19 protein-coding genes and 2 pseudogenes are annotated in these 20,034 nt (G+C 60.9%); 13 read left to right on the top strand and 8 right to left on the bottom strand.

The genetic code is table 11. From position 1 onward, the window contains the following. Positions 1-153: 153 nt before the first annotated feature. The 9 genes from J6497_RS38265 to J6497_RS38230 all read left to right on the top strand — a co-directional run bounded on the left by J6497_RS38265 (position 154) and on the right by J6497_RS38230 (position 8,904). Complete coding sequence (locus J6497_RS38265; RefSeq protein WP_225709345.1) at positions 154-1,011, top strand: hypothetical protein; 858 nt, start codon at positions 154-156, stop codon at positions 1,009-1,011. A 168-nt stretch (positions 1,012-1,179) separates the two neighbouring features. Further along, the gene (locus tag J6497_RS41425; RefSeq protein WP_283845928.1) at positions 1,180-1,302 is read left to right on the top strand and encodes a hypothetical protein; all 123 of its coding nucleotides are present in this window, start codon (positions 1,180-1,182) and stop codon (positions 1,300-1,302) included. A 619-nt stretch (positions 1,303-1,921) separates the two neighbouring features. Further along, on the top strand, positions 1,922-2,263 hold the full coding sequence (locus J6497_RS38260; RefSeq protein WP_225709344.1) for a DUF1236 domain-containing protein: 342 nt from the start codon (positions 1,922-1,924) through the stop codon (positions 2,261-2,263). Between the two features lie 729 nt (positions 2,264-2,992). Next, a complete protein-coding gene (locus J6497_RS38255) occupies positions 2,993-3,442 on the top strand; it encodes a hypothetical protein (RefSeq protein WP_225709343.1) in 450 nt (149 codons plus the stop codon). Then, positions 3,336-3,677, top strand: a complete 342-nt coding sequence (locus J6497_RS42330) for an integrase core domain-containing protein (protein WP_376708339.1) — start codon at positions 3,336-3,338, stop codon at positions 3,675-3,677. The genes J6497_RS38255 and J6497_RS42330 overlap by 107 nt, the downstream gene beginning before the upstream one ends. Positions 3,678-3,958: 281 nt before the next feature. Continuing rightward, positions 3,959-5,557: an FAD-binding oxidoreductase gene (locus J6497_RS38245; RefSeq protein ID WP_312010450.1), complete on the top strand. Its 1,599-nt coding sequence runs from the start codon at positions 3,959-3,961 to the stop codon at positions 5,555-5,557. A 528-nt stretch (positions 5,558-6,085) separates the two neighbouring features. Next, positions 6,086-6,367, top strand: a complete 282-nt coding sequence (locus J6497_RS38240) for a hypothetical protein (RefSeq protein ID WP_225709341.1) — start codon at positions 6,086-6,088, stop codon at positions 6,365-6,367. Positions 6,368-6,496: 129 nt separating this feature from the next. After that, a complete protein-coding gene (locus J6497_RS38235; protein WP_225709340.1) occupies positions 6,497-7,087 on the top strand; it encodes a QcrA and Rieske domain-containing protein in 591 nt (196 codons plus the stop codon). Positions 7,088-7,176: 89 nt separating this feature from the next. Then, positions 7,177-8,904 carry a methanol/ethanol family PQQ-dependent dehydrogenase gene (locus J6497_RS38230; RefSeq protein ID WP_225709339.1) on the top strand — a complete coding sequence of 576 codons (1,728 nt, stop codon included), beginning with the start codon at positions 7,177-7,179 and terminating at the stop codon, positions 8,902-8,904. A gap of 185 nt (positions 8,905-9,089) precedes the next feature. On the opposite strand, the gene J6497_RS38225 is transcribed toward J6497_RS38230, so the two are convergent. Genes J6497_RS38225 through J6497_RS38215 form a run of 3 tightly spaced genes read right to left on the bottom strand, consistent with a single transcriptional unit; the run spans position 9,090 to position 12,178 of the window. Beyond that, positions 9,090-9,350, bottom strand: coding sequence for a hypothetical protein (locus tag J6497_RS38225; protein WP_225709338.1), 261 nt, complete (start codon positions 9,348-9,350; stop codon positions 9,090-9,092). 55 nt (positions 9,351-9,405) lie between these two features. Then, complete coding sequence (locus J6497_RS38220) at positions 9,406-11,724, bottom strand: xanthine dehydrogenase family protein molybdopterin-binding subunit (RefSeq protein ID WP_225709337.1); 2,319 nt, start codon at positions 11,722-11,724, stop codon at positions 9,406-9,408. 1 nt (position 11,725) lies between these two features. After that, entirely contained in the window at positions 11,726-12,178 is a 453-nt protein-coding gene (locus tag J6497_RS38215; RefSeq protein ID WP_130226127.1) for a (2Fe-2S)-binding protein, read from the bottom strand. 472 nt (positions 12,179-12,650) lie between these two features. Here J6497_RS38215 and J6497_RS38210 point away from each other — a divergent pair, with 472 nt between their 5' ends. Further along, complete coding sequence (locus J6497_RS38210) at positions 12,651-13,007, top strand: Mth938-like domain-containing protein (RefSeq protein ID WP_225709336.1); 357 nt, start codon at positions 12,651-12,653, stop codon at positions 13,005-13,007. Here J6497_RS38210 and J6497_RS38205 read toward each other — a convergent pair. Beyond that, positions 12,992-13,354, bottom strand: a complete 363-nt coding sequence (locus J6497_RS38205) for a hypothetical protein (RefSeq protein ID WP_225709335.1) — start codon at positions 13,352-13,354, stop codon at positions 12,992-12,994. The two genes, J6497_RS38210 and J6497_RS38205, sit on opposite strands and share 16 nt — an antisense overlap. A gap of 642 nt (positions 13,355-13,996) precedes the next feature. Between J6497_RS38205 and J6497_RS38200 the strand changes: the two genes are divergently transcribed. After that, entirely contained in the window at positions 13,997-15,166 is a 1,170-nt protein-coding gene (locus J6497_RS38200) for a M14 family metallopeptidase (RefSeq protein WP_225709334.1), read from the top strand. Positions 15,167-15,556: 390 nt separating this feature from the next. Here the strand turns inward: J6497_RS38200 and J6497_RS38195 are convergent, their stop codons facing one another. Both J6497_RS38195 and J6497_RS38190 read right to left on the bottom strand, forming a co-directional pair. Further along, positions 15,557-15,958, bottom strand: coding sequence for a hypothetical protein (locus J6497_RS38195; RefSeq protein ID WP_312010449.1), 402 nt, complete (start codon positions 15,956-15,958; stop codon positions 15,557-15,559). Between the two features lie 24 nt (positions 15,959-15,982). Further along, a pseudogene (locus J6497_RS38190) lies at positions 15,983-16,565 on the bottom strand (MBL fold metallo-hydrolase); the annotation flags it as partial. Positions 16,566-16,760: 195 nt separating this feature from the next. Here J6497_RS38190 and J6497_RS38185 point away from each other — a divergent pair. Further along, positions 16,761-17,724, top strand: a pseudogene (locus J6497_RS38185) (IS110 family RNA-guided transposase). Positions 17,725-18,234: 510 nt separating this feature from the next. Here the strand turns inward: J6497_RS38185 and J6497_RS38180 are convergent. Both J6497_RS38180 and J6497_RS38175 read right to left on the bottom strand, forming a co-directional pair. Then, entirely contained in the window at positions 18,235-18,489 is a 255-nt protein-coding gene (locus J6497_RS38180; protein WP_225709333.1) for a hypothetical protein, read from the bottom strand. Between the two features lie 652 nt (positions 18,490-19,141). Beyond that, the gene (locus tag J6497_RS38175) at positions 19,142-19,375 is read right to left on the bottom strand and encodes a hypothetical protein (protein ID WP_225709332.1); all 234 of its coding nucleotides are present in this window, start codon (positions 19,373-19,375) and stop codon (positions 19,142-19,144) included. Between the two features lie 114 nt (positions 19,376-19,489). On the opposite strand from J6497_RS38175, the gene J6497_RS38170 reads away from it, so the two are divergent. Further along, a complete protein-coding gene (locus J6497_RS38170) occupies positions 19,490-19,651 on the top strand; it encodes a hypothetical protein (RefSeq protein ID WP_225709331.1) in 162 nt (53 codons plus the stop codon). The last annotated feature ends 383 nt before the right edge of the window (positions 19,652-20,034 follow it).

Here is a 20,034-nt window from a genome sequence, read left to right as displayed (position 1 = left end):
TTCATGTCCGTAGTTCCGGCCGAGAACATAGTTGTTACGGTTCTGGGGCGAGCTGGTAAAAAAGACGAACGTGACATGCAGCTGCATGCCCATCCCTGGGAACCTTCGTAGGTTCAAAAACCGTCTGCGTCCCGTTTGCTCGATGTAGCGCAGATGCGCGGATCGTTCTCAGGCGGGGTGCCATTGTATTTGGATACGGAGCACCAAATGGATTCCACGCTGGACGACAGGCTAGCGGAACGGCAGATCGCGGAGCAGCTTTCGAACCTGGCGCGCGAAGCGGGAGTCAGTCCTTCGGCCCCGCCGACCAGCATGAAGACGTCTCGTGCCCCGCTGGCAACGACTCATCAATTGGCGAATTGGCGCCACGTGGCTTTCGTCTGCTCTCTGTTGGCAGCATCCATTGGTGTTGCTGCTTGGTGGTGGTCGTCCTCCGCTCATACGGCGATGATAGCCCCCTCGGACCCAGCACTTCTGGCGCAGGCCCCGCCGGAAGCAGTCGCGCCGAAAAACGCGGCGCCGTCTGTTGTCGACCTGTCTTCCGTCTTGGCGCAGCAGCTCCAGCCGATGACGCGCGATATCGCTGCCTTGAGGCAAGCGGTCGAACAGTTCCAGGTGAGGCAAGAAGAATTGGTCCGCGACAATGAAAATGTCGCGCGCCAACTCAAGGCGAGCCAGGAAGAAATGGCACGTAACAACAGTATCATCGACGAGATCAAGGCGACCCAGATCCAGATGGCGCGCGAAAGCCAGACGCTCACCGAGCGCCTCAACGCAAGCCAGGAACAACTCGCCCGCGTCATCGCCAACGCTTCAGCGCCAAAGGTAATGCCTGAAGAGCCAAAGGTGAGCCCCGAGGAGCCAAAGCTTATGCCCGAAATACCACTGCCGCGTCCGCGGCAGTCGGCTAATGTCGTCCGCGCGCCAAAGCCAAAGCCGGCGCCAACCCCGGCCCAGCCGCAAGCCAAAAAACCGCAACCCTCGTTGGTATGGCCATGGTCAGTGCGCTAATGCCGTGACCGACTTTCGAGCGCGGCTGGTTCTGGATGCACGAGAGCGGCACCTACGTGAAGATCACGCCGGAAGGCGCCAAGCTGTTTGCTTGACTAGCATCAATCCGCTGATGTGGCCGGAAAAATCAATCTCGCGTCGGGGTCTGGGCCAGGGGAAATTGCTCAAATGCTCCGGGCCAGAACAAGCACGTCAGCGGAGTCCGGGCCGATCGCTGGTGCAGGTCTTCTGATCCTTGCCATTGGCTATGGCGTCTACTGGCTGATCACGCGCCGCAGGAAGCAGGACTGACATTTTCCTTTGATACCAGGGCATGCTCAGATAGGAGGAAACGTCGGCCTCTCCGCACGCAGGATCACTGCAGCAGGCACGTCGGCGTTTCTTGACGATCGATAGTGCGTAAAAGCTACGCTAGTCGCCAGCAACCCCGCGGCAAAGACAACAACCAAGGCAAGTTGAAGCATATCTTTCCATCGTCATCGCACCGGAATCGCACGACCCTAGAAAGAAATCAGCAACGACTCCATTCCCGCAGCTCGGGAAAAAGATGCAATCGGGGTTGGACTTGGGACGCTCGTCCTCTCATGGAAGTAGGGCCTCAGCTAAGTCGTAGCTGACGGCTGCCTGGGCCGTTCGAATTGGCACGGTTTGAATGCGCTAATAATGCACTCTGGCCCGAGCCGGTCTTCCTATCTCTTGCGCGCGAGCCGCTTTTCCACCTCGCTTGCGGCTGTTGCCAACCTTCTTCACTGCCTTCTACCTGCAGAGCAGCGATAGGGAAGTCGCCGACGGTGGCCTGCGTCAGTGATCTAATAACGGGATAGAGCGGCAATTGGTTCCCTGCGCTTCGGAACTTGTACGAATGCATGAAGTTCTTTGAACGTCGCATGTCGCGGCGAGGAGAATCCAGATGAGAAAGATGCTTTTGCTTTCCGCGGCTGTCGCTCTGATGGCAAGCGGTGCGTTGGCGCAAAGCACCGTCACGACCACGACCGGGGCCGCAGGTACGACGGTCCAGATCGAGCCGGAGTACCGCACCAGGATCAAGACCTACATCACCGAGCATAAGATTCGTCCCGTGACGACTAAGGAAAAGATTGTCGTCGGCGGGACGCTGCCGCGTGATATCGAGCTCGAAGCGGTGCCGTCCGACTGGGGGCCGTCGCTCACGAAGTATCGTTATGTCTATTCCGGCGACCGCGTGATGCTGGTGGATCCGGGTACGCGCACCGTGGTTCAGGAAATTGATTGACGTAAGAGAGAGCGCCCCGTTCGGCGTCTCCCTTTTGCTGATGACGCGCAGTTTGAACTTGCTCTGATCACTAGAGCCGGGCCACGCCTGGATCGTCGATAGAGCATGCACCGCGACACCGGCAGCTTGTCCCGCAGCTGCTCGAACAAAAACGCTGCAATCGCAGCGCGGGGCTGGACGGCCTTGCGATTTGGCTTCACGCGCTCATGCAGAGCGGATAGATCGATCTTGTCGAGGGCAATAAGCCAGTCGCTGCCAAACCAGCCGGGATGCGCGAGCAAGAGATCCGACACGGCGAGGATCACCGGTGCGGTCAGCGCGCGGTCGTTGCCTGCTGTGTGTACCGAAAACCTCGTCCGAGTTGATGACGCGACGGAATCACCTAAGCTGGCGGAATGATCGGGCTTCTGTATTTCGTCCTGGCCGTCTTGGTCTCGCCATTCAAGTCAAAGACGAGGCTTGAGGCCGAGAACGCGGCGCTTCGACATCAGTTGATTATCTTGCGGCGCAGGCTGCCCGGCCGTATCCAATTCGCCAACAGTGATCGCTGGTTCTTTGTCCGGCTGTATCGTTGGTTCCCCGTCTATCCTTCAGGTTCTTACCATCATCCGGCCCGAGACGCTCGTGCGGTGGCATCGGGCCGGGTTTCGCCGCTACTGGCGTTGGAAATCGCGCTCACTCGGAGGGCGGCCGCCGACCGCGGTGGGGCTGCGCGCGTTGATCCGGCAGATGAGCGTCGAGAACGCACTTTGGGGCGCGCCGCGCCTCCACGGCGAACTGCTCAAGCTCGGGTTTGAGGTCGCGCAGTCGAGCGTTGCCAAATACATGGTCAAGCGGCGAGGACCGTCCCATCAGGGATGGCGGATCTTCTTGCGTAATCACGCACCGGACATTGCCGCCATGGATTTGTTCGTTGTTCCGACCGTAGGCTTCGATCTGCTCTATGCGTTCGTCATCGTCCGACTGGACCGCAGAAACCTGGTCTGGGTCAACGTCGCAAGGAAATCCGACGGCCGAATGGGTTGCCCGCCAAGTCACCGAGGCATTTCCTTGGGACGAGGCGCCGGGCTACATGATCCGAGACCGGGATTGCATCTATGGCACTATCGTCACACGCCGATTGCGGGCCATGGGAATTCGGGACAAGCCGACCGCGCCAGCCTCGCCCTGGCAGAATGATTTTGCCGAACGGCTGATCGGATCGATTCGCCGCGAGTGCTTGGACCACATCATCGTTTTTGGTGAGACGCATCTACGCCAAATTTTGCGATCTTACGCACGCTATTACAATGACATCAGAACACATCGGTCGTTGGACAAAGATGCGCCGGTCTCGCGCCCGGTTCACCGGACCGGAAGCATCAAATCGTTCCCCATACTCGGCGGACTACATCACCATTATGCGCGGGTTTAGGTTTGCGGTACCTACACCTGTAACCGTTGTCGCATTGCGGAATTTCCTTCCGCGCGGAACGCAGCGGTTTGCCATTTCGTCATGCTATACGCGGCAAGGCTGCGATTTGCTGAACCGAGCGGTCGCGCCGTTCGCTGAAGAAACAGCCCACGTAAACCGCGCGATCTTTCATCCCTCCCCTCGAAGGCGTATTGTTTCGATCGAACGAGCTCAATCTGCGGCGCGCGTGTTCACTGTTTCGTCGATCCGAGCAACTATCGAAACTAACACGAGGAACGCTCATGACCGACACAAGGCTGAAACATTACGGCTGGGGACGCGAAGGCGAAGGCATGAGCGAACAGGAACGGAAGTTTGTCCTCGACCGCTATCATGTCAAATTTGGAACTGACGAATTCGACACGGTCGCTGTTCCGGGCCTTGAAGAGCTCTCCTTGCGGGAGCCGCGCGTGGTGCCGCCGGCTTCCCTCACGCCCTTCTGCACGAGCGAACGCTACGATCGTGCCGCGCACACCTATGGCAAGTCCTATCCGGATTACGTTAGAGCAATGCTTGGCAATTACGATAGTGCGCCCGACGTCGTCGCCTATCCGCGTAACGAGTCGGAGATTTCCGCTGTGATGGACTGGGCGGGCGCTGTTGGCGCTTCGCTGACACCTTTTGGAGGCGGATCGAGCGTGTGCGGCGGCGTCGAGCCGCGGGTTGACGGCATCAAGCACAAGGCTGCCGTCAGCCTCGATCTGCGCAATCTTTCCAACGTCATCGAAGTGGATCCGTTATCGCGCGTCGCATCGATCGAAGCTGGCGCCTATGGTCCGTCTCTGGAAAACCAGCTCAAGCCGCACAACTTCACCTTACGGCATTTTCCGCAGAGCTTTGAATATTCAACCCTGGGCGGCTGGATTGCGACACGATCGGGCGGCCATTTCGCCAGTCTTCATACTCATATCGACGATTTCGTCGAAAGCCTGCGCGTCGTGACGCCTGTCGGCGTGCTGGAGACGCGCCGACTTCCCGGCTCGGGTGCCGGACCGAGTCCCGACCGCATGTTCATCGGCTCGGAAGGAATTCTGGGTGTGATCTCGCGTGCCTGGATGCGCTTGCAGCCCCGTCCAACGTTCCGCGCTGGCGCATCGGTTCGCTTTCCCTCTTTCTTCGATGCCGCGTGCGCTGTGCGTGCGGTCGCGCAAGCCGGCCTCTATCCATCCAATTGCCGGATCCTGGACCCGCAGGAGGCCTTCAACACGGGTGCGGCTGACGGCAGCGCTGCAGTCATGGTGCTCGCATTCGAATCGGGCGATCATCCTTTGGACGCCTGGTTCGCGCGCGCACTTGAGTGCTGCGCCGACCACTGCGGGACGCCGGAGCCCGCGACAGCCAGCGACGCGCATCTCCAAGGCGCGGCAGGCGTCTGGCGCAACGCATTTATTCGCATGCCCTATGCGCGCGAATTTCTGACGCCCGCCGGCCTCATCAACGATACGTTCGAGAGCGCCATCACCTGGGATCGGTTCGAAAGCTTTCACGACAAGGTCAAGGCAGCAACCGAACGCGCGATTCTGGAAGCAACCGGGATCAAAGGTGAAGTCACCTGCCGCTTCACCCACGTCTACCCGGACGGGCCCGCACCCTATTTCTCCTTCCACGCGCGCGGTCGACACGGCGCGCTTCTCGAGCAGTGGCAGGCGATCAAGAACGCGGCGAGCGACGCGCTGATCACGGCAGGCGGCACCATCACCCATCATCATGCCGTTGGTCGCGATCATAGACCCTGGTACGACAGAGAGCGGCCAGAGCTTTTCGCCGCCGCATTGCGGGCAGCCAAGCGCGAATTGGATCCGGAAGGCATGCTCAATCCGGGCGTCCTGATTGATGCCTAGGCGCGCGCTGGCGAAAGAGCTCTTCGCGCGCGAGATCCCGCCGTGCTACGTAGCGTCGGCATTTTAGGGACGGTTTGCGCCAAAAGCTGTGCTTCTACGACGTCGCGTTCCTCGCGGACTCGATGATATCATCGAACAGCGCGGCTACTCGCGCTCCGTATTCGCAGAGCCTCCATGGCACACAGATGATCCGGGCGCGCCATTGCTTGGCGCGACGAGAGCATGCTGGCGTCCGGGATGGCTCGGCGCGCCGTGGCAACAGCTCAACGGTGAATTGGCATCGCGCCGGACATCAGGCGGTCCCGGCAAGAGGAGCGAAACAGTGGCGCGGTCCAGATGGCTTAAGATCCCTGAGGCGCTGAGATCACACTAAGCCGAGTCGGCGAGTTTGCTTCCATCTCGCTTATCTCCCCAGCTGCGCGGCTGCGCCGCATCCTTGTCTTGAAAATATGAGGTTGAACTAGGAACCTTCGCGAACCGGCGCGTTCGTATTCGTACAAAGTGACGCTACGATGGGGAGGACCCTCCATGCGAACCATAATCGTTGCGATGCTTGTTGCGAGCGGAACCATGATTGCCCTGCCGGCGCTGGCGCAGCAGCAGACGGCACCCAACCCGCAGCAGGTGCAAGAGGAGGCGGACAAGGGTGCCAAGACCCGCCAGTCCGGTGAGTCAGGCTATGTCGGTGAGCAGGAAAAGCCGGGCGCTTCCACCCACCCTCCTGGGCGGACTGACACTGCTCCGCCGACAACGGGCTCAGCCACCGGCACCTCGACGGGGGCGACTGGCAGCCCTGAAAGGCCGCGTTGAGCCTCGTAGAGGGTAGCAAGCCTGCATGTGACCGCGTCGCCTCTCGTGCTGGTTTAAGCGTTTTGCCGTTGGGCAGGGAGGTTACGCGCGACTGAAATTCAGGCTCGGTGGCGGAGCTGGAGAAGACAAATGCTGTGTCCGAACCAAACGCGACGCTCGCTTCTCTTGACGACGCTCGCGGCCGGAGCGTTCCTGGCGGCGAACAGGTTCGCTGCGGCGCAGGAAGATCAGCCCGGCAGCAGCGACCGGCCGAAGAAAGGGGATCTCCTTGTTATCTCCGAAGGCGAGCGTGCCGGCGACATCATCAAGCCCGATGATTTGAAACTCGGCGACCCTCCGCTGCACGCCTGGCCAAAGGACCCCAAGACTTCGGTAGTCCGCAACGGCTCGCGCCTGAACGAGATTCTGATCATAAGGCTTGATCTCGCTGAAATGGATGAGGAGACCCGATCACACTCTGCTGAAGGCATCGTCGCCTATTCGGCGATCTGTACTCACGCCGGATGTTCTGTCACGGGTTGGCTGAAGTCCGAGACGGGCGACAAAGACGTTCTTAAATGCTTTTGTCACAACTCCGAATTCGATCCCCGGGAACGCGCGCAAGTCGTGTTCGGGCCCGCGCCCCGGCGTTTGCCGGCACTGCCGTTGGCGATAGCCGACGGCTCGCTCACCATAACTGCAACTTTCGTTGGAAAGGTAGGTGCTCAACAGCCAGGGTGATGGGGCGCGGTCGCATCCGATTCCCGTGCTCCAGACGATCGCACCACCCACCATAGGGGTGGAAGAGAAGAGTATAGGGAGATGCGTCCATGACCAGAAAGCAATGGTTAGTGTCGGGTTGTGTCGCGTTCACAACCCTTATCTCAACCGCTACAGTTGCCGGTCCGATCGAAAATTACAGCCCGGTGACGCAAGCCCGCCTTGAAAATCCCGAACCCGGCAACTGGATGCTGTATCGGCGGACTTATGATGGGCAGGGCTATAGCCCGCTCGAGCAGATCAACACACAGAACGTGAAGAGCCTGATGCCGGTATGGACCTTCTCCACCGGCGTCATCGAAGGCCATGAGGCCCCGCCGATCGTCAACAACGGCGTGATGTTTGTCACGACGCCGATGGGCCAGGTGATCGCGCTTGATGCCAAGAGCGGCGAGGAATATTGGCGCTACAAGCGGTCACTTCCGGAAGATTTGTTCCAATTGCACCCGACCAACCGCGGCGTCGGCCTGTGGCAGGACAAGCTCTATCTCGCCACGACGGACGATCACGTGGTCGCGCTCGATGCGAAGACTGGCAAGGTGGTCTGGGACACCAAGGTCCAGGACTACAAGAAGGGGCAGTATTTGACCCTGATGCCGCTGGTTGTCGACGGCAAGATCATCGTCGGCGGATCCGGCGGTGAATTCGGCGTCCGCGGCTACATCGCCGCCTACGACGCCAATAGCGGCAAGGAGCTGTGGCGGACTTTCACTGTCCCCGGCCCCGGCGAACCCGGCCATGATACTTGGACGGGCGACGATTGGAAGACCGGCGGTGGATCGGCCTGGATGACCGGCAACTACGACAAGGACACCAAGACCATTTATTGGGGTGTTGGTAATGCCGCGCCGTGGCCCGGGGACGCTCATCCCGGTGACAATCTCTATACGACCTCCGTGCTCGGCCTCGATCCTGAGACTGGCAAGATCAAGGCACATTTCCAGTACCATCAGAACGATTCCTGGGACTGGGACGAGGTCGAGGCGCCGATGCTGGTCGACCTGCAAAGGGATGGCCGATCTGTCAAGAGTCTGATCCATCCGGGACGCAACGCGATCTTCTGGATCCTGGAGCGCAAGCCGGACAAGATCAGCTACGTAGCCGGCTGGCCCTATGTTTACACCAATGTCTGGAAAGGCATTGAGCCGGAGAGCGGTAAGCCGATTGTTGACCCCGCGCACAAGCCGGTGGTTGGCAAGCGGGTCGAGTTCTGCCCGTCACTGTGGGGCGGCAAGGACTGGCCGTCGGCGGCCTACAGCCAGAAAACGAAATATGTCTATGTGCCGGCCCTCGAGAACACCTGCGGCGGCTTCTCTGGCGAGAAGGTGGCGCTGGTTCCAGGCCAGCTCTGGCTTGGCACCAAGCCGGAGGACATCGGTCTGACGATCCGTCCCGGCGGCAAACACATCGGCGAATTGCAGGCCTGGGACCCGGCCACCGGCAAGAAGGTCTGGTCGCACACCTTCCCGAAATCGCAACTGTTCGGTTCGGTGCTGGCGACCGCGGGCGATCTGGTCTTTGTCGGCGGGACCAACGACCGCTACTTCCGCGCCTTCGACGCCAAGAGCGGCGAACTGTTGTGGGAGCAGAAGACCAATTCCGGCATCATGGGCATGCCGGTCTCCTATGAGGTTGACGGCACGCAGTACATTGCGATCCAGTCCGGCTGGGGCGTCGATGCGCAACGCATCCAGGATGCCTTGGCCACCCAGAATATCGGCGTGGAGAACAATGTTCCCCAGGGCGGTGTCGTCTGGGTGTTCGCAGTCAAGAAATAGCCGCGCGGGAACGGCCGCAAAAAAGCGGCGGACCGAAAGGTCCGCCGCTTCCGTTTCAGCGCAATGACTTTCTTCGAATCGTCATCCTCTCTCATCGGCTCCCACCTTGCCGGATCAAGCCCTCAAGCGTTTCGAGCGAGGTGGAATCGAACCGTGCGCGAAAAGGTCAAATGTCATGGGCCAAACTACTTGCCCATCCGTTCGACCTTGCCTTTCTCCTTCACGTTCATTTCCTTCACCGTCGGATCGCGGCTGCCTTCGCCAGTGGTTTGGGTTCGCGTGGCTTTCGGCGCATTGCTTGGTACAGAGCTCTGATCCTTCGGCGTCTTTGCCGGCCGTGTAGCAGTGGCCGGCGGCGGGTTAGTCTGAGCGCTCGCAGCTTGCGCGCTCACAAGAAAAGCGCCCGACAGTAGCGATACCGCGAGCGCCGCCGAGATCTGTTTCATCGGTCCGTCTCCTGTCCAGACCGATGAAACGGTTGTTGCGAAGTTACGTTCCGCCTCACGCCTCCAATTGCTTGCCGATCGGCAACGCGCGGATGCGCTTGCCGGTCGCGGCGAAGATCGCGTTGATCAGGGCCGGCGCGAACGGCGGCACGCCGGGTTCGCCGACGCCGCTCGGCGGCGTATCAGGGCTCGCGGGCGGCACGATATAGACATTGGTCACGGCGGGGGATTCGTCGATCCGGATCACCGGGAAGTCGTCGTAATTGCCCTGCTGCACCCTGCCATTCGTGAAGGTGATCTCGCCATGTTTGGCGAGGCTCATCCCCATGATCGCCGCGCCCTCGATCTGCGACTGGATGCGCTCGGGGTTGACATAGGTGCCGCAGTCAATGGCGGTGTCGACCCGTGGCACCGTCAACTTGCCCTTGTCGTCGATGGCAACCTCAACGATGGTCGCGATATAGCTGACGAAGCTGCGGTGCGCCGCAATACCAAGGCCGTGGCCCTTGGGCACCGAGCGTCCCCAGCCGCCCCTATCGGCGACCAGCTCGACCACCTTGCGCAGCCGTCCGGTGTCGATCGGGTAGCTGTCATAGGGCTCGCCATAGTTCCATAAGTCCTTCACCGAGGTGAGGTTGAGGATCCGTGGCGCACCGATCAGCTCCAGCAGCGTGTCCTTCTGGTCGCGGTTGGTGGCATGGGCGATTTCGGCGACCATGGACTGCACCGCGAAGGCACGCGGGATGTTCGACACCGAACGGAACCAGCCGATGCGGGTATGCGCGGCTGCTTCCGGATTCTCGCACTGCAGGTTGGCGATCTCGAACGGGTTGTCAATCAGCCCCATGCCGAGCTCGAACGGCGCCTGGTGCACCGTGCCGGCCGCAAAGGTCGAGGCGATGCTTGGCGCGACGCTGCGATGCCGCCAGGCGATCACCTTACCGCTCTTGTCGAGGCCCGCCTCGATGCGCTCGACCGAGACGGTGTGCAGGAAACCGTTGCGGATATCGTCCTCCCGGGTCCACTGCACCTTGACCGGTGCGCCGAGCTCTTTCGAGAGCAGCACGGCTTCGAGCGCGAAGTCGCACTTCGACTTGCGCCCGAATCCGCCGCCGAGCAGGGTGACGTTGACGGTCACATTCTCTTGGGGGATGTCGAGCGTCTTGGCGATGTCCTCGCGGGTGCCGCCCGGGCTTTGCACGGGAGCCCAGATCTCCGCCTTGTCACCCTTGACGTCGGCGACCGCGACCGGCGTCTCCATGGCGACATGGGCAAGGTGGGGCAAATAGTACTCGCCCACGATCACCTTGTCGGCACCTTTCAGCGCGGCTTCGGCGTCACCTTCCTTGCGCACGACGAGGCCGGGCTTGCGCGCGGCGTCCTCAAGCTCGGCCCGATAGGCGACCGAGTCATATTTGGCGTTGGCGCCGTCCTCCCAGGTGACCTTCAGCGCGTCGCGACCTTTGATCGCGGCGCCGGTGTTGCGGGCGATCACGGCGATCCCGCCAAGCGGCTGGAATTTCGAGGGCCACGGCCATCCCTTGACTTCCATCACCTTCTCGACGCCGGAAACCTTCATCGCCTCCGCGCCGTCGAACGACGCCACCTTGCCGCCAGTCACCGGCGGGCGGGCGATCACGGCATATTTCATGCCGGGCAACCGCACGTCGGCGCCGTATTCGGCCTTGCCTGTCGTGATGTCGTGAAGATCGACGATGCTGATCTCGCCCTTGCCCAGGTAACGAAAATCCTTGGGATCCTTGAGCTTCAGGCCTTCAGCGCTCGGCACCGACTCCTTGGCCGCATCGGCGGCCAATTCGCCAAAGCCGAGCTTGCGTCCGCTCGCGCCGTGGACGACTTCGTGATTGACGGCCTTTACCTCGGCTGCCGGCACGCCCCAACGTTTTGCGGCGGCCTGCTCGAGCATGGTGCGGGCCGAAGCGCCGATCTGGCGCATCGGGATCAGATGATGCCGCGTGCTACGCGAGCCGTCGGTATCCTGGTTGCCGAACTTGACCTCGTCGCCATGCGCCTGCTGGACGCGAACGCGCTTCCAGTCGGCCTCCAGTTCTTCGGCGACGATCAGGGGCAGGCTGGTGCGCACACCGGTTCCCATCTCGGAGCGGTGCGCAACGATGGTGACCATTCCATCCGACGCGATCGAAACGAAGACGCGCGGATCGACCACAGTGCCGTGCGGCATCTTCCCCGCGCCGGTCTCGTAGGCGAAGCTTGGCCGCATCATCACGGGTGCGGCGAGCACGAAGCCGCCGGCGAGGCCGAGGCCCTTGAGGATGCTGCGCCGGGAAACGTTCTCGACCTTGATGTGCTTCTCGAAGCCGCGAAGCTTGCTGGGATTGGTGAGGATATTCATGTCACACCCCCGTCGAAGCGAGATGGACTGCGTTTTCGATCCGCTGGTAGCAGCCGCAGCGGCAGATATTCCCGGACAGGGATTCGCGGATCTGGTCGTGCGACGGCTTTGGATTATCCATCAACAACGCCGCCGCCTGCATGATCTGGCCGGTCTGGCAAAAGCCGCATTGCGGCACGTTGAGCTGCCGCCAGGCCTTCTGCACCGGATGGTCGCCGGTCGGATGCAGGCCCTCGATGGTGGTGACCTCGCGGCCGCCAACGTCGGACACGGAGGTGATGCAGGCGCGCACCGCCTGCTTGTCGACGATGACGGTGCATGAGCCGCACAGCGCCTGGCCACAGCCGAACTTGGTGCCGGTCAGGCCCACCTCATCACGGATAAACCAGAGTAGCGGAAGATCGGGATCGCCATCCCAATTCTGTTCCTGGCCATTAATCTTCACCTTGATCATGATCGTCTCTCCGTGTTCCTACAGGAGCCGTCATGAGCGTGTCTTCGAAGTGAGCAAGAAAATCTTTCCTAGGAGATCCCTTGCACGGTCTCAGGCAAAACTGACCTCGCTGAGAAACCGCAGACTGCACCGTAGGATCTGATGATTGTGTGTGTCGCGCCCATCCTCCTGTTTTAATAATTTCGCTTTGTTCAAGGTATGGACGGCTGGAAGCTTAACACAAAACGCGACCGAATGGGATTCACAAGCGCCTTGTTTGCCTTTGTATTTTGGCGAGGGCTGGCTCCTCGAACGGCGGGCTTTTGGTCAAGGGCCCTTACGCAGTAGCCCTTACGAGACGGGATTTTTTTGAAGCGCTGTATGCGGCTATAAGATCGACGTGTCCTATTGGAACGCTCTTGAGGGAGATGATGCCGAGGTCGAGGCGCCTCACTGCTGCATATTGGACCTGAAGTCTGATCAGGAGGTCACGATGAAGATTGACAGCACCACATTCGGCGCGATTACGATTGACGGGACGACGTATCAGCACGACGTGGTCGTTCGTCTTTCCGGCGAAGTTGTGAAGCGGAAGAAGAAGCTATCAAAGAAGCTCTATGGTACCTCGCACGTGCTTTCAAAAGACGAGGCCAAGTTTCTCTTCGAGAAGGGGTGCGACCAGGTTGTCATTGGTTCTGGTCAAACGGGCAACGTGCACCTGTCACCGGAAGCTGAAGCGTATTTCGAAAGGAAGGGCTGCGAGGTGCTGTTGAGGCCAACACCCGAAGCGATCCGGATGTTCAACCGGTCGCACGCCAGGAGGATCGGGCTCTTTCACGTGACCTGTTGAACGAAATGGCCTGGTGAAGCTGTGCATCCACGTTGGATCAGCCGGTTCGGCGCGCCGCTCATCGCCTTTGTTTTGACAATTGCGCTGTCGGTTTCGCCGGCGCACGCCTTTGAGGATGCTCGCAAGGTGAGCGTGGTGTCCTTCGGCCTTTTCGGCGACCAGAGCGTGTTTAGAAACGAGGCGATCGGCGCAGCACGGGTCGTAGCGGGCCGTTTCGGGAGCGGCCCGGTCAACGTGCAATACAATTGGAAGAAAGGCTGAGGTGCAACGATTGAAAGCTTGGCTAGGTCCTTGCAGGCGGCCAAGGGGATGGACACCGAGAACGATGTTTTGTTCTTGATTCTCACCTCGCACGGCTCCCCCGACGGGCTTGCAATCAAAGCGGGGCGGCTTACGCAAACGCTCACGCCGTCCAATTTCGCTGCCATGCTGGCGCGGAGTGGTATGCGATACAAGGTGGATCGGCGTTGCCGGATGGGGCTTCCAGTCCGTTATGTTGGAGCTGAGCAAATGGTATCCGCGAAAGCCAGTGGACACCGTTTCCCGCAGGTTCGAGGTTCATGGGTTCATTTGGAGCTCCCGCGCACCGCACGTGTTGCGCCGTCGGTATGTTGCGACGCAAGCGTGCACCATCCCGGTGTTCCTCTGCCTCGCCGCACTGGTGTGGCTGAATGAGACACGTCTCGATGCCCGCATCTGGGGGGCTGTCGCATTCTGCTTCATGTCATTTCTCGCGGCCGGCGCTCTGACGTGAAAAGTCATTCGGCGCGGGGTGTGATCCATTGATGTCCGGGGAGGTAGGACCGGTATTGGCCCATAGTTGAAGACCGCGTTGAAGATCGTTACGTCGGCTCGCAGCGGTAGGCCGGACTTCGCTCAGCGCGGCATACTAGTGCGGCTTGTGACCCGGAGCCGACTTCCTGGTTGAATTTTGTGATAGCCTGTGTCCGGCTCGGGGTAAGGACACCTAACGAGAAAGGGTCTCCGCGATGTCTAACGATCAGGGACCGGACACCCTTAATCGCCGCCACTTCATGGTCACCGCAATCGGTGCCTCAACTGCGCTCGCGGCCAGCGCTGACCTGAGCACGCACGCCGCGACTTCATCACGAGGAACCGCTTTTACCGGAGACACAATAGACGGAAAGAAGATCGTCAGCGCACTTGACATCAACGATCTAGAGCCCGGCAAGAAGCACCTTTTGTATTTTCAGGGCGTTGAGATGCCAACCGGACAGCACTGGTACGTGTCTGTGACGGTCGCCAAGGGAGCAAAGCCGGGCAAGCGCGGCGTCCTGACCAGTGGCGTGCATGGCGACGAGGTGAGTTCCGTGCATACGGTCCAGACCGTGATGGGCCAACTCGACCCGGCGCAGATGTCGGGCACGGTGATGGCGGTCACGGACGTGTCCCGCCCGGCCTTGGAAAGCATGCAGCGCAGATGGCCCAACCAGGGCAGAGGCATCGATCTGATTGATATGAATCGGGAGTGGCCCGGGAACGAGAACGGCGCCACCGCACCCGGCCGACACGCTGGGCTTCTGTTCAACCGGCTGCTGCGGCCAAACGCCGACTTCGCGATCGACTTCCACACAGGGACAACCGGATTCGAAGTCACCGCATTCAATATTGGCGGCATGGATGTGCCCGAGGTCAAGGCGATGGTGGAGCTCTATCCCGTCGGCCAGATCTTCGACAATCATGTCTATCCCGGTGTCCTGCACAACGCGTTTATGGACGTGGGCATCCCGTCCTTCACGCCGGAAATCGGCGCTGCGCGCGTCCTGGACCCCGAGATGATCTCGCTCTTCGTGGAAGGCACAATGAACGTCCTCAAGTATCACGGCATCGTTGCCGGGCCAATGGGACGTACAGGCAAGGATGTGAGTGTCTTTGTCGGCAACAGCGCGTACCCGATCCTGGCCACCGCAGGCGGTCTCGTTGAGCATCTGGTCAAACTCAACGACAAGGTCAAAGCCGGACAGAAGGTTGCCATCCAGCGCGATAGCTTTGGTGAGGTGGTTGCGGAGTATACAAGCGGCGTGGCCGGAGAGATAACGGGCCAGCGCAGCGATGCAATGTCCGAGCCGGGCAATCCCTTGGTATTCATCCTTTTCAACAAGCCGGGGCCGGAGGACGTTCAGGTCTATCCCGAGTAGTTGCCGCATCGACAAGGCCAGTTGACGCGATTTTCACTGGTGGCCGTTCACGAGGCTCACTCGTCCTTGGTCAATGTCTCCCACTGGCCCTTCGGAGACCCGCCGACCGCAAGCGCTAACGTCTGCTGTTAGGAGTAGAGCGGAAAGGACCGTCCGGCCTGCACTCAGTTTTGCGGAGCTACCTCCGCGCCCGTTGCAAGGCGGCTCCCAGCCGTGTCCTCTCCTTCTCCCGGCGGGCTTCTTCGCCCGCGATTTTAGATCGAGCGCCTCAAGCTCGGCTTGAATGTCCGAAGCGTTCCTTTCGTGTTTCCGGCGGGCCGCGTCCAAGGCGTTTTGGGCTTTGTTGACGGCTCGTTGTCGTTGCTCGCGCTCCTTCTGCCGGGCAGCCTCTTACTTTGCGTGTTCACGCTCACGGCGCTTTTGCTCCTTCTCGAAAGCGAGTGCGGCCTTGTTGGCGGTGTCGTCTTCAGTTCGCTTCAAGCGCTTCTGCGGCTTTAGGCTCGCCGACTTGCGGCGCGTCCTTTTAGAGGCGCCGTCGCCGGCAAGATCGGTCGGCAGCTCGGCGTGCTGTTTGAAGGGCCCGCTGGAGCCGACGGGACGCTTCAGAACGACGCCCGGCGCCGCCATGGTCGCGGCGATCACATCGGGATCTTCGCTTTGCTTCGCCGCGCCCTGATGGAAGAGGTTGCTGTCCGCGCCCCAGGCCTCCAGAGCCGCCTTCATGGAAGGCGCTGCGATTGCCAGATCGAAGAAACCGAGCGAAGTCTCATACGTCTTCAGCTTCCTCGCCATTCGCTTGCCCTCCTGCGCCTCCGGCTAGATCGCGATGTGGTCGAAATCTCTCGCAGCCCGGCTGTTCGCGAACGTGTTCGTCGCCTCGGCTAGGATTTCTTCATCGTGGTAGCGCCCCTGAAATGTGCGTCAAGACGAGCAGCCTGACGCCGCTCGTTGCCGCGACAGCCGCCGCTTCCGCCGCGGTGAGATGGCCGTAGTCGCGCGCGATGGCCGCGTCGCGATCCAGAAAGGTGGCCTCGATCACCAGTACGTCGGCGCCGCGAACGTGCTCGGCCAAGCCCTCGGTGGTTTCGGTGTCGCCCACGATGACCAGATTCTTCTGCCCCTCGGGCGGCCCGATGACGTCTTCGGAGGCAATCGTCCTGCCGTCCGCCAGTGTCACCGGCCCCCTTTCCGCCAACTCCCTCCGCACCGGACCGTCCGGCACACCGAGGGCCGCGAGGCGGTCCGGCCGAAGATGACGGCGGGCTCGGCTTTCGAAGGAGAAGCCGAAACTATCGGTGTCCGGGTGGCGCACCGGAAAGCAGAAGATTGCAAATTCACCGGCGTCGATGACCGGCCCTACCGTTAGTGGAACGAGCTGCAGCGGAATCGGCGCTCGTCCCTTGTATCTGCACGGAACCAATTTTGTGCGATGGAAGCGACTGAGCGCTTTGGCCGGTGGCCACCGGCCAAAGCGCGCGGCGATGTCGCCCGTCAGCCCTCCGGCTACAACCGTGGGTGAGCCCTGGGATCTTCGCCGTGTCACGCACGACCGAACAGTCGCTGGATTGCGATCGCACGAACAAGGCAGGTTACCGTGATGAGAACTATTTGTGGAGTGGATGTTTCGAAGGCCAAGCTTGACGCCTGCATTGAGCCGGGAGGTAAGTTTGCGAGCTTCGATAACAATGCGGCAGGCATTGCGGAACTGGCCGAGTTCTGCCGAGAGCATGCCGTGAAGCTGGTGGTGATGGAGGCCAGCGGCGGCTATGAGCGGGCGGCATTCCTGCAGCTCTGGGGGATGGAGGTCGCCTGCGGCCTGACCAACCCGCGCAGCGTCCGCCGCTATGCTGAAGCGATGGGTCTTCTGGAGAAGACCGACCGGATCGACGCCGCTGTCATTGCCCGCTTCGCCCACGCCAGGCAGCTGGCCCCGACGCCGCTGCCGAGCCAGGCCCAGCAGCGCTTGAAGGCGCTGGTGACAAGGCTCAGGCAGGTCACCGATGACCTGACCGTCCAGAAGCAACGTCGTGCCGGTCTGCTCGACAACCCGGAGATGCTGGCCAGCCTCGACGAGGTCATCGCGCTCTTGAAGCGCCAATCCCGCTCGCTCGAGGGCGAGATCGCTTCCATGATTGACGACGATCCGCTGTGGGCCAAGCTCGCCGAGACCTGGCGCGAGTTCAAGGGTATCGCCGGTCGTACGGTCGCCCGGTTGCATGCCGAACTGCCGGAGATCGGCACCCTGTCCAACAAGGCCATTGCCAAGCTGGTCGGTCTCGCCCCGCTCGCCGATGACAGCGGAAAGCGCAAAGGCAGGCGCTCCATCCGCGGCGGCCGCGCTGGCGTTCGCTCCGATCCTGTTCCTCGTCGCGGCCATCGTCGCGCGCTACGACAAGAGCCTGGCCGAATTCCGCCAGAGGTTGGTCGCAGCCGGAAAGGAAAAAATGGTCATCCGCATTGCCCTCGCCCGCAAGCTCCTGGTCCGCCTCAATGCCAAAGCACGCATAAAGCGATTGAGTGATGCGCGAGAGGCGCAGCCTTGCAATGTGCAAAGCTAAGCCGCGATTTTCACCTCTTGCCGTTTCGGGCGGGCACCCTTCCGCCAGAACATCGCATTAAGTAATTGATTTCATTGAATATTTTCAGACCGAGAAAACCGTGCCCCACCGTGTGGCCCTCCCGATGTGCTCGATAGCCTGCACTGGCCTCCGTCAGCATTAGCCCAAAAATATAGTATCGGCTCTGAGGCTGAAATCTGCTGACAAGGCGAATCATAAGCGCCGATCGCAAGGGCTGTTAACGTCGATCGTCTTTGCCGGGGCATTCGATTCGATGAGATCGATACCTGCTTGTGCCGCGGACGAATACGCTTACTCACGGACGGGATCACCGGGCGCACGATCAAGCGGCGGGTGCGGACGGGCAAGGCCCGCTGTCCCTGGTGGCACGTCGTTAGCGACACGCCGCGTGTTCATGCGCTCAAGCGTCGTCACCGACGCAACCAATATCGCGATGGCTAACGCGACGGCGAATAGGATCAACGCTGTTCGGTGGCTGTCCACGGCGGGTTACCGCCTGCTTTCAGAAGCACCGGCCGGCAAACGCCGCACGGCGCGGCGCCCTGTAGTAGGTCTGGCGTCTGGACTGACGCCAACGGTGGCGCCGGGCTCGTACGCCCGACGTTGCTTGTCATAGGTGGGGTTGCGCTCATCGAAGTGCAGCCCGGTTCGCATATCGACCTGGGCCATATTGACGCCTTCGGTTTTGGCCGGAGTGACGAGCATCGCTAAGACTGCAACCATGGCAAGACCGATCTTCACCATGCGTCCTCCTAAGGCCGGCATGGATAACGGGCGCAGAGTCTGATGGTTCCTTTCTGCGGGACCGACGGACCGTGCCCTATGGGCGGCTTTGCGTTGGGCGGGGACCTATGTGAAGGTCACGCCTGAAGACGCCGAGCTGTTTGCTTAGAAATGCCGCCCTCCTTCCCGCACCGTGCACCCTAGCGCACCTCTCAGGGCCCGGGGGGAGGATGCACCATTGGCACACCTAAGGCGCACAGGGCCGACAAGGGACAACCGCCACCGCGCGCGCGAGCGCACCGCACCTAAGGGGGCAATGAGGCGCACGGCACAGACGCGCAGGGGCCGCCCCAATAAACAACGCACGGGCTCGCGCCGCTGCCACATGCGTTAGGTAACCATCACGAATTGCAGCGGCGCATTGCCACTCGCTTCGAAATTCGGCAGACGCTGGCGCTGCCACCTTCCGCGGCGTATTGCTGTCTTGATCGGATGAGGGCACGACGTGAAAAAGTGGGATTTGGCTTTCGCCGCGCTCTCCCTCCTGGGCGCGGTTTTGTGCGGCATCGGGGGCGTAAAATTCGCAATGGACTACCGCGCTCACCGCGGACCAACAGACTTTAGCAGTTCGGACAGGCCAGCGAAGTAGCCCAACCGTTCGACTTGCGCTGCTTCACCACTTCCGGCCTCCGAGCACTTTGCCCGCCGTCGGGCCGGGCAACTCCTTCTTGAGCCTGTCGCGTTCAGCACAAAGCCCTTCGATTTTCGCGAGCATTCGCTGCAAGAGGATCTCAGCCGAGGCGGTGGAGATCCCCGCGCGTTGAAGCTTCAAAATGTCCTTTCGCTGGCGCCCGATCTGGACGCGCATGTATTCGATTTCGCGGCGGACGAAGTCGAGATCCGGCATGGAGGCCCCCAGAGCTAAGGCCGACCAACGTGAACAATTCAAGAACAGATTTCAAGCCACTAGGACTTGGGACCGCAGGATGGAACGACACCAGCGCGAGCAAATTGCTTCTCCATGAAGATGGCCAAGGCAATTCGCAGGCAGGCAGCAACCGCCGAGCGCATGGCGGCGAGCACCGCGGACGCGTACGTCGCGGACCAGATGCGATCGCTGGCCAATGCCTTCAAAGCCCAGGCCGAAGCGATCAAGAGGAAAAAGAAGAAGAAAAAACAATGAGCTTTTCCGTCAAAGCAAAGTGCAAACACGGCGAAATCGTCCACCGCGGGAGGACCCCTGAAGCTGCGCTCAGGAAAGCTCGGGAGATGTCTCAAACTGGGTGCTACGACGTCCACATCATCACACCGGAAGGACGCGCCTATCACTCCTCAGAGTTCGGAGATCTGCCACGTTCACCCGAGCGATCCGCACACGTGTCTCATCATCCGGGTCCAACTTCACGTTTTCACAGATAGCAGGCCGCCGCGTTCGCTGGAGAGGAGTAGTTGTTATGGTACGCAAAGTGATGATCGCACTGGCAACCATCAGCTTCGTCGGGGCGATGGTAGCGGCCACAGCGGCCGACGCGCAGAGGGGCGGATTTGGAGGGGGTGGGTTTAGAG

The sequence above is a fragment of the Bradyrhizobium cenepequi genome, from assembly GCF_020329485.1.
GTDB lineage: Bacteria > Pseudomonadota > Alphaproteobacteria > Rhizobiales > Xanthobacteraceae > Bradyrhizobium > Bradyrhizobium cenepequi.
Note: the sequence above shows the minus strand (reverse complement) of the source record. Positions and strands in the feature narration are given on the sequence as shown.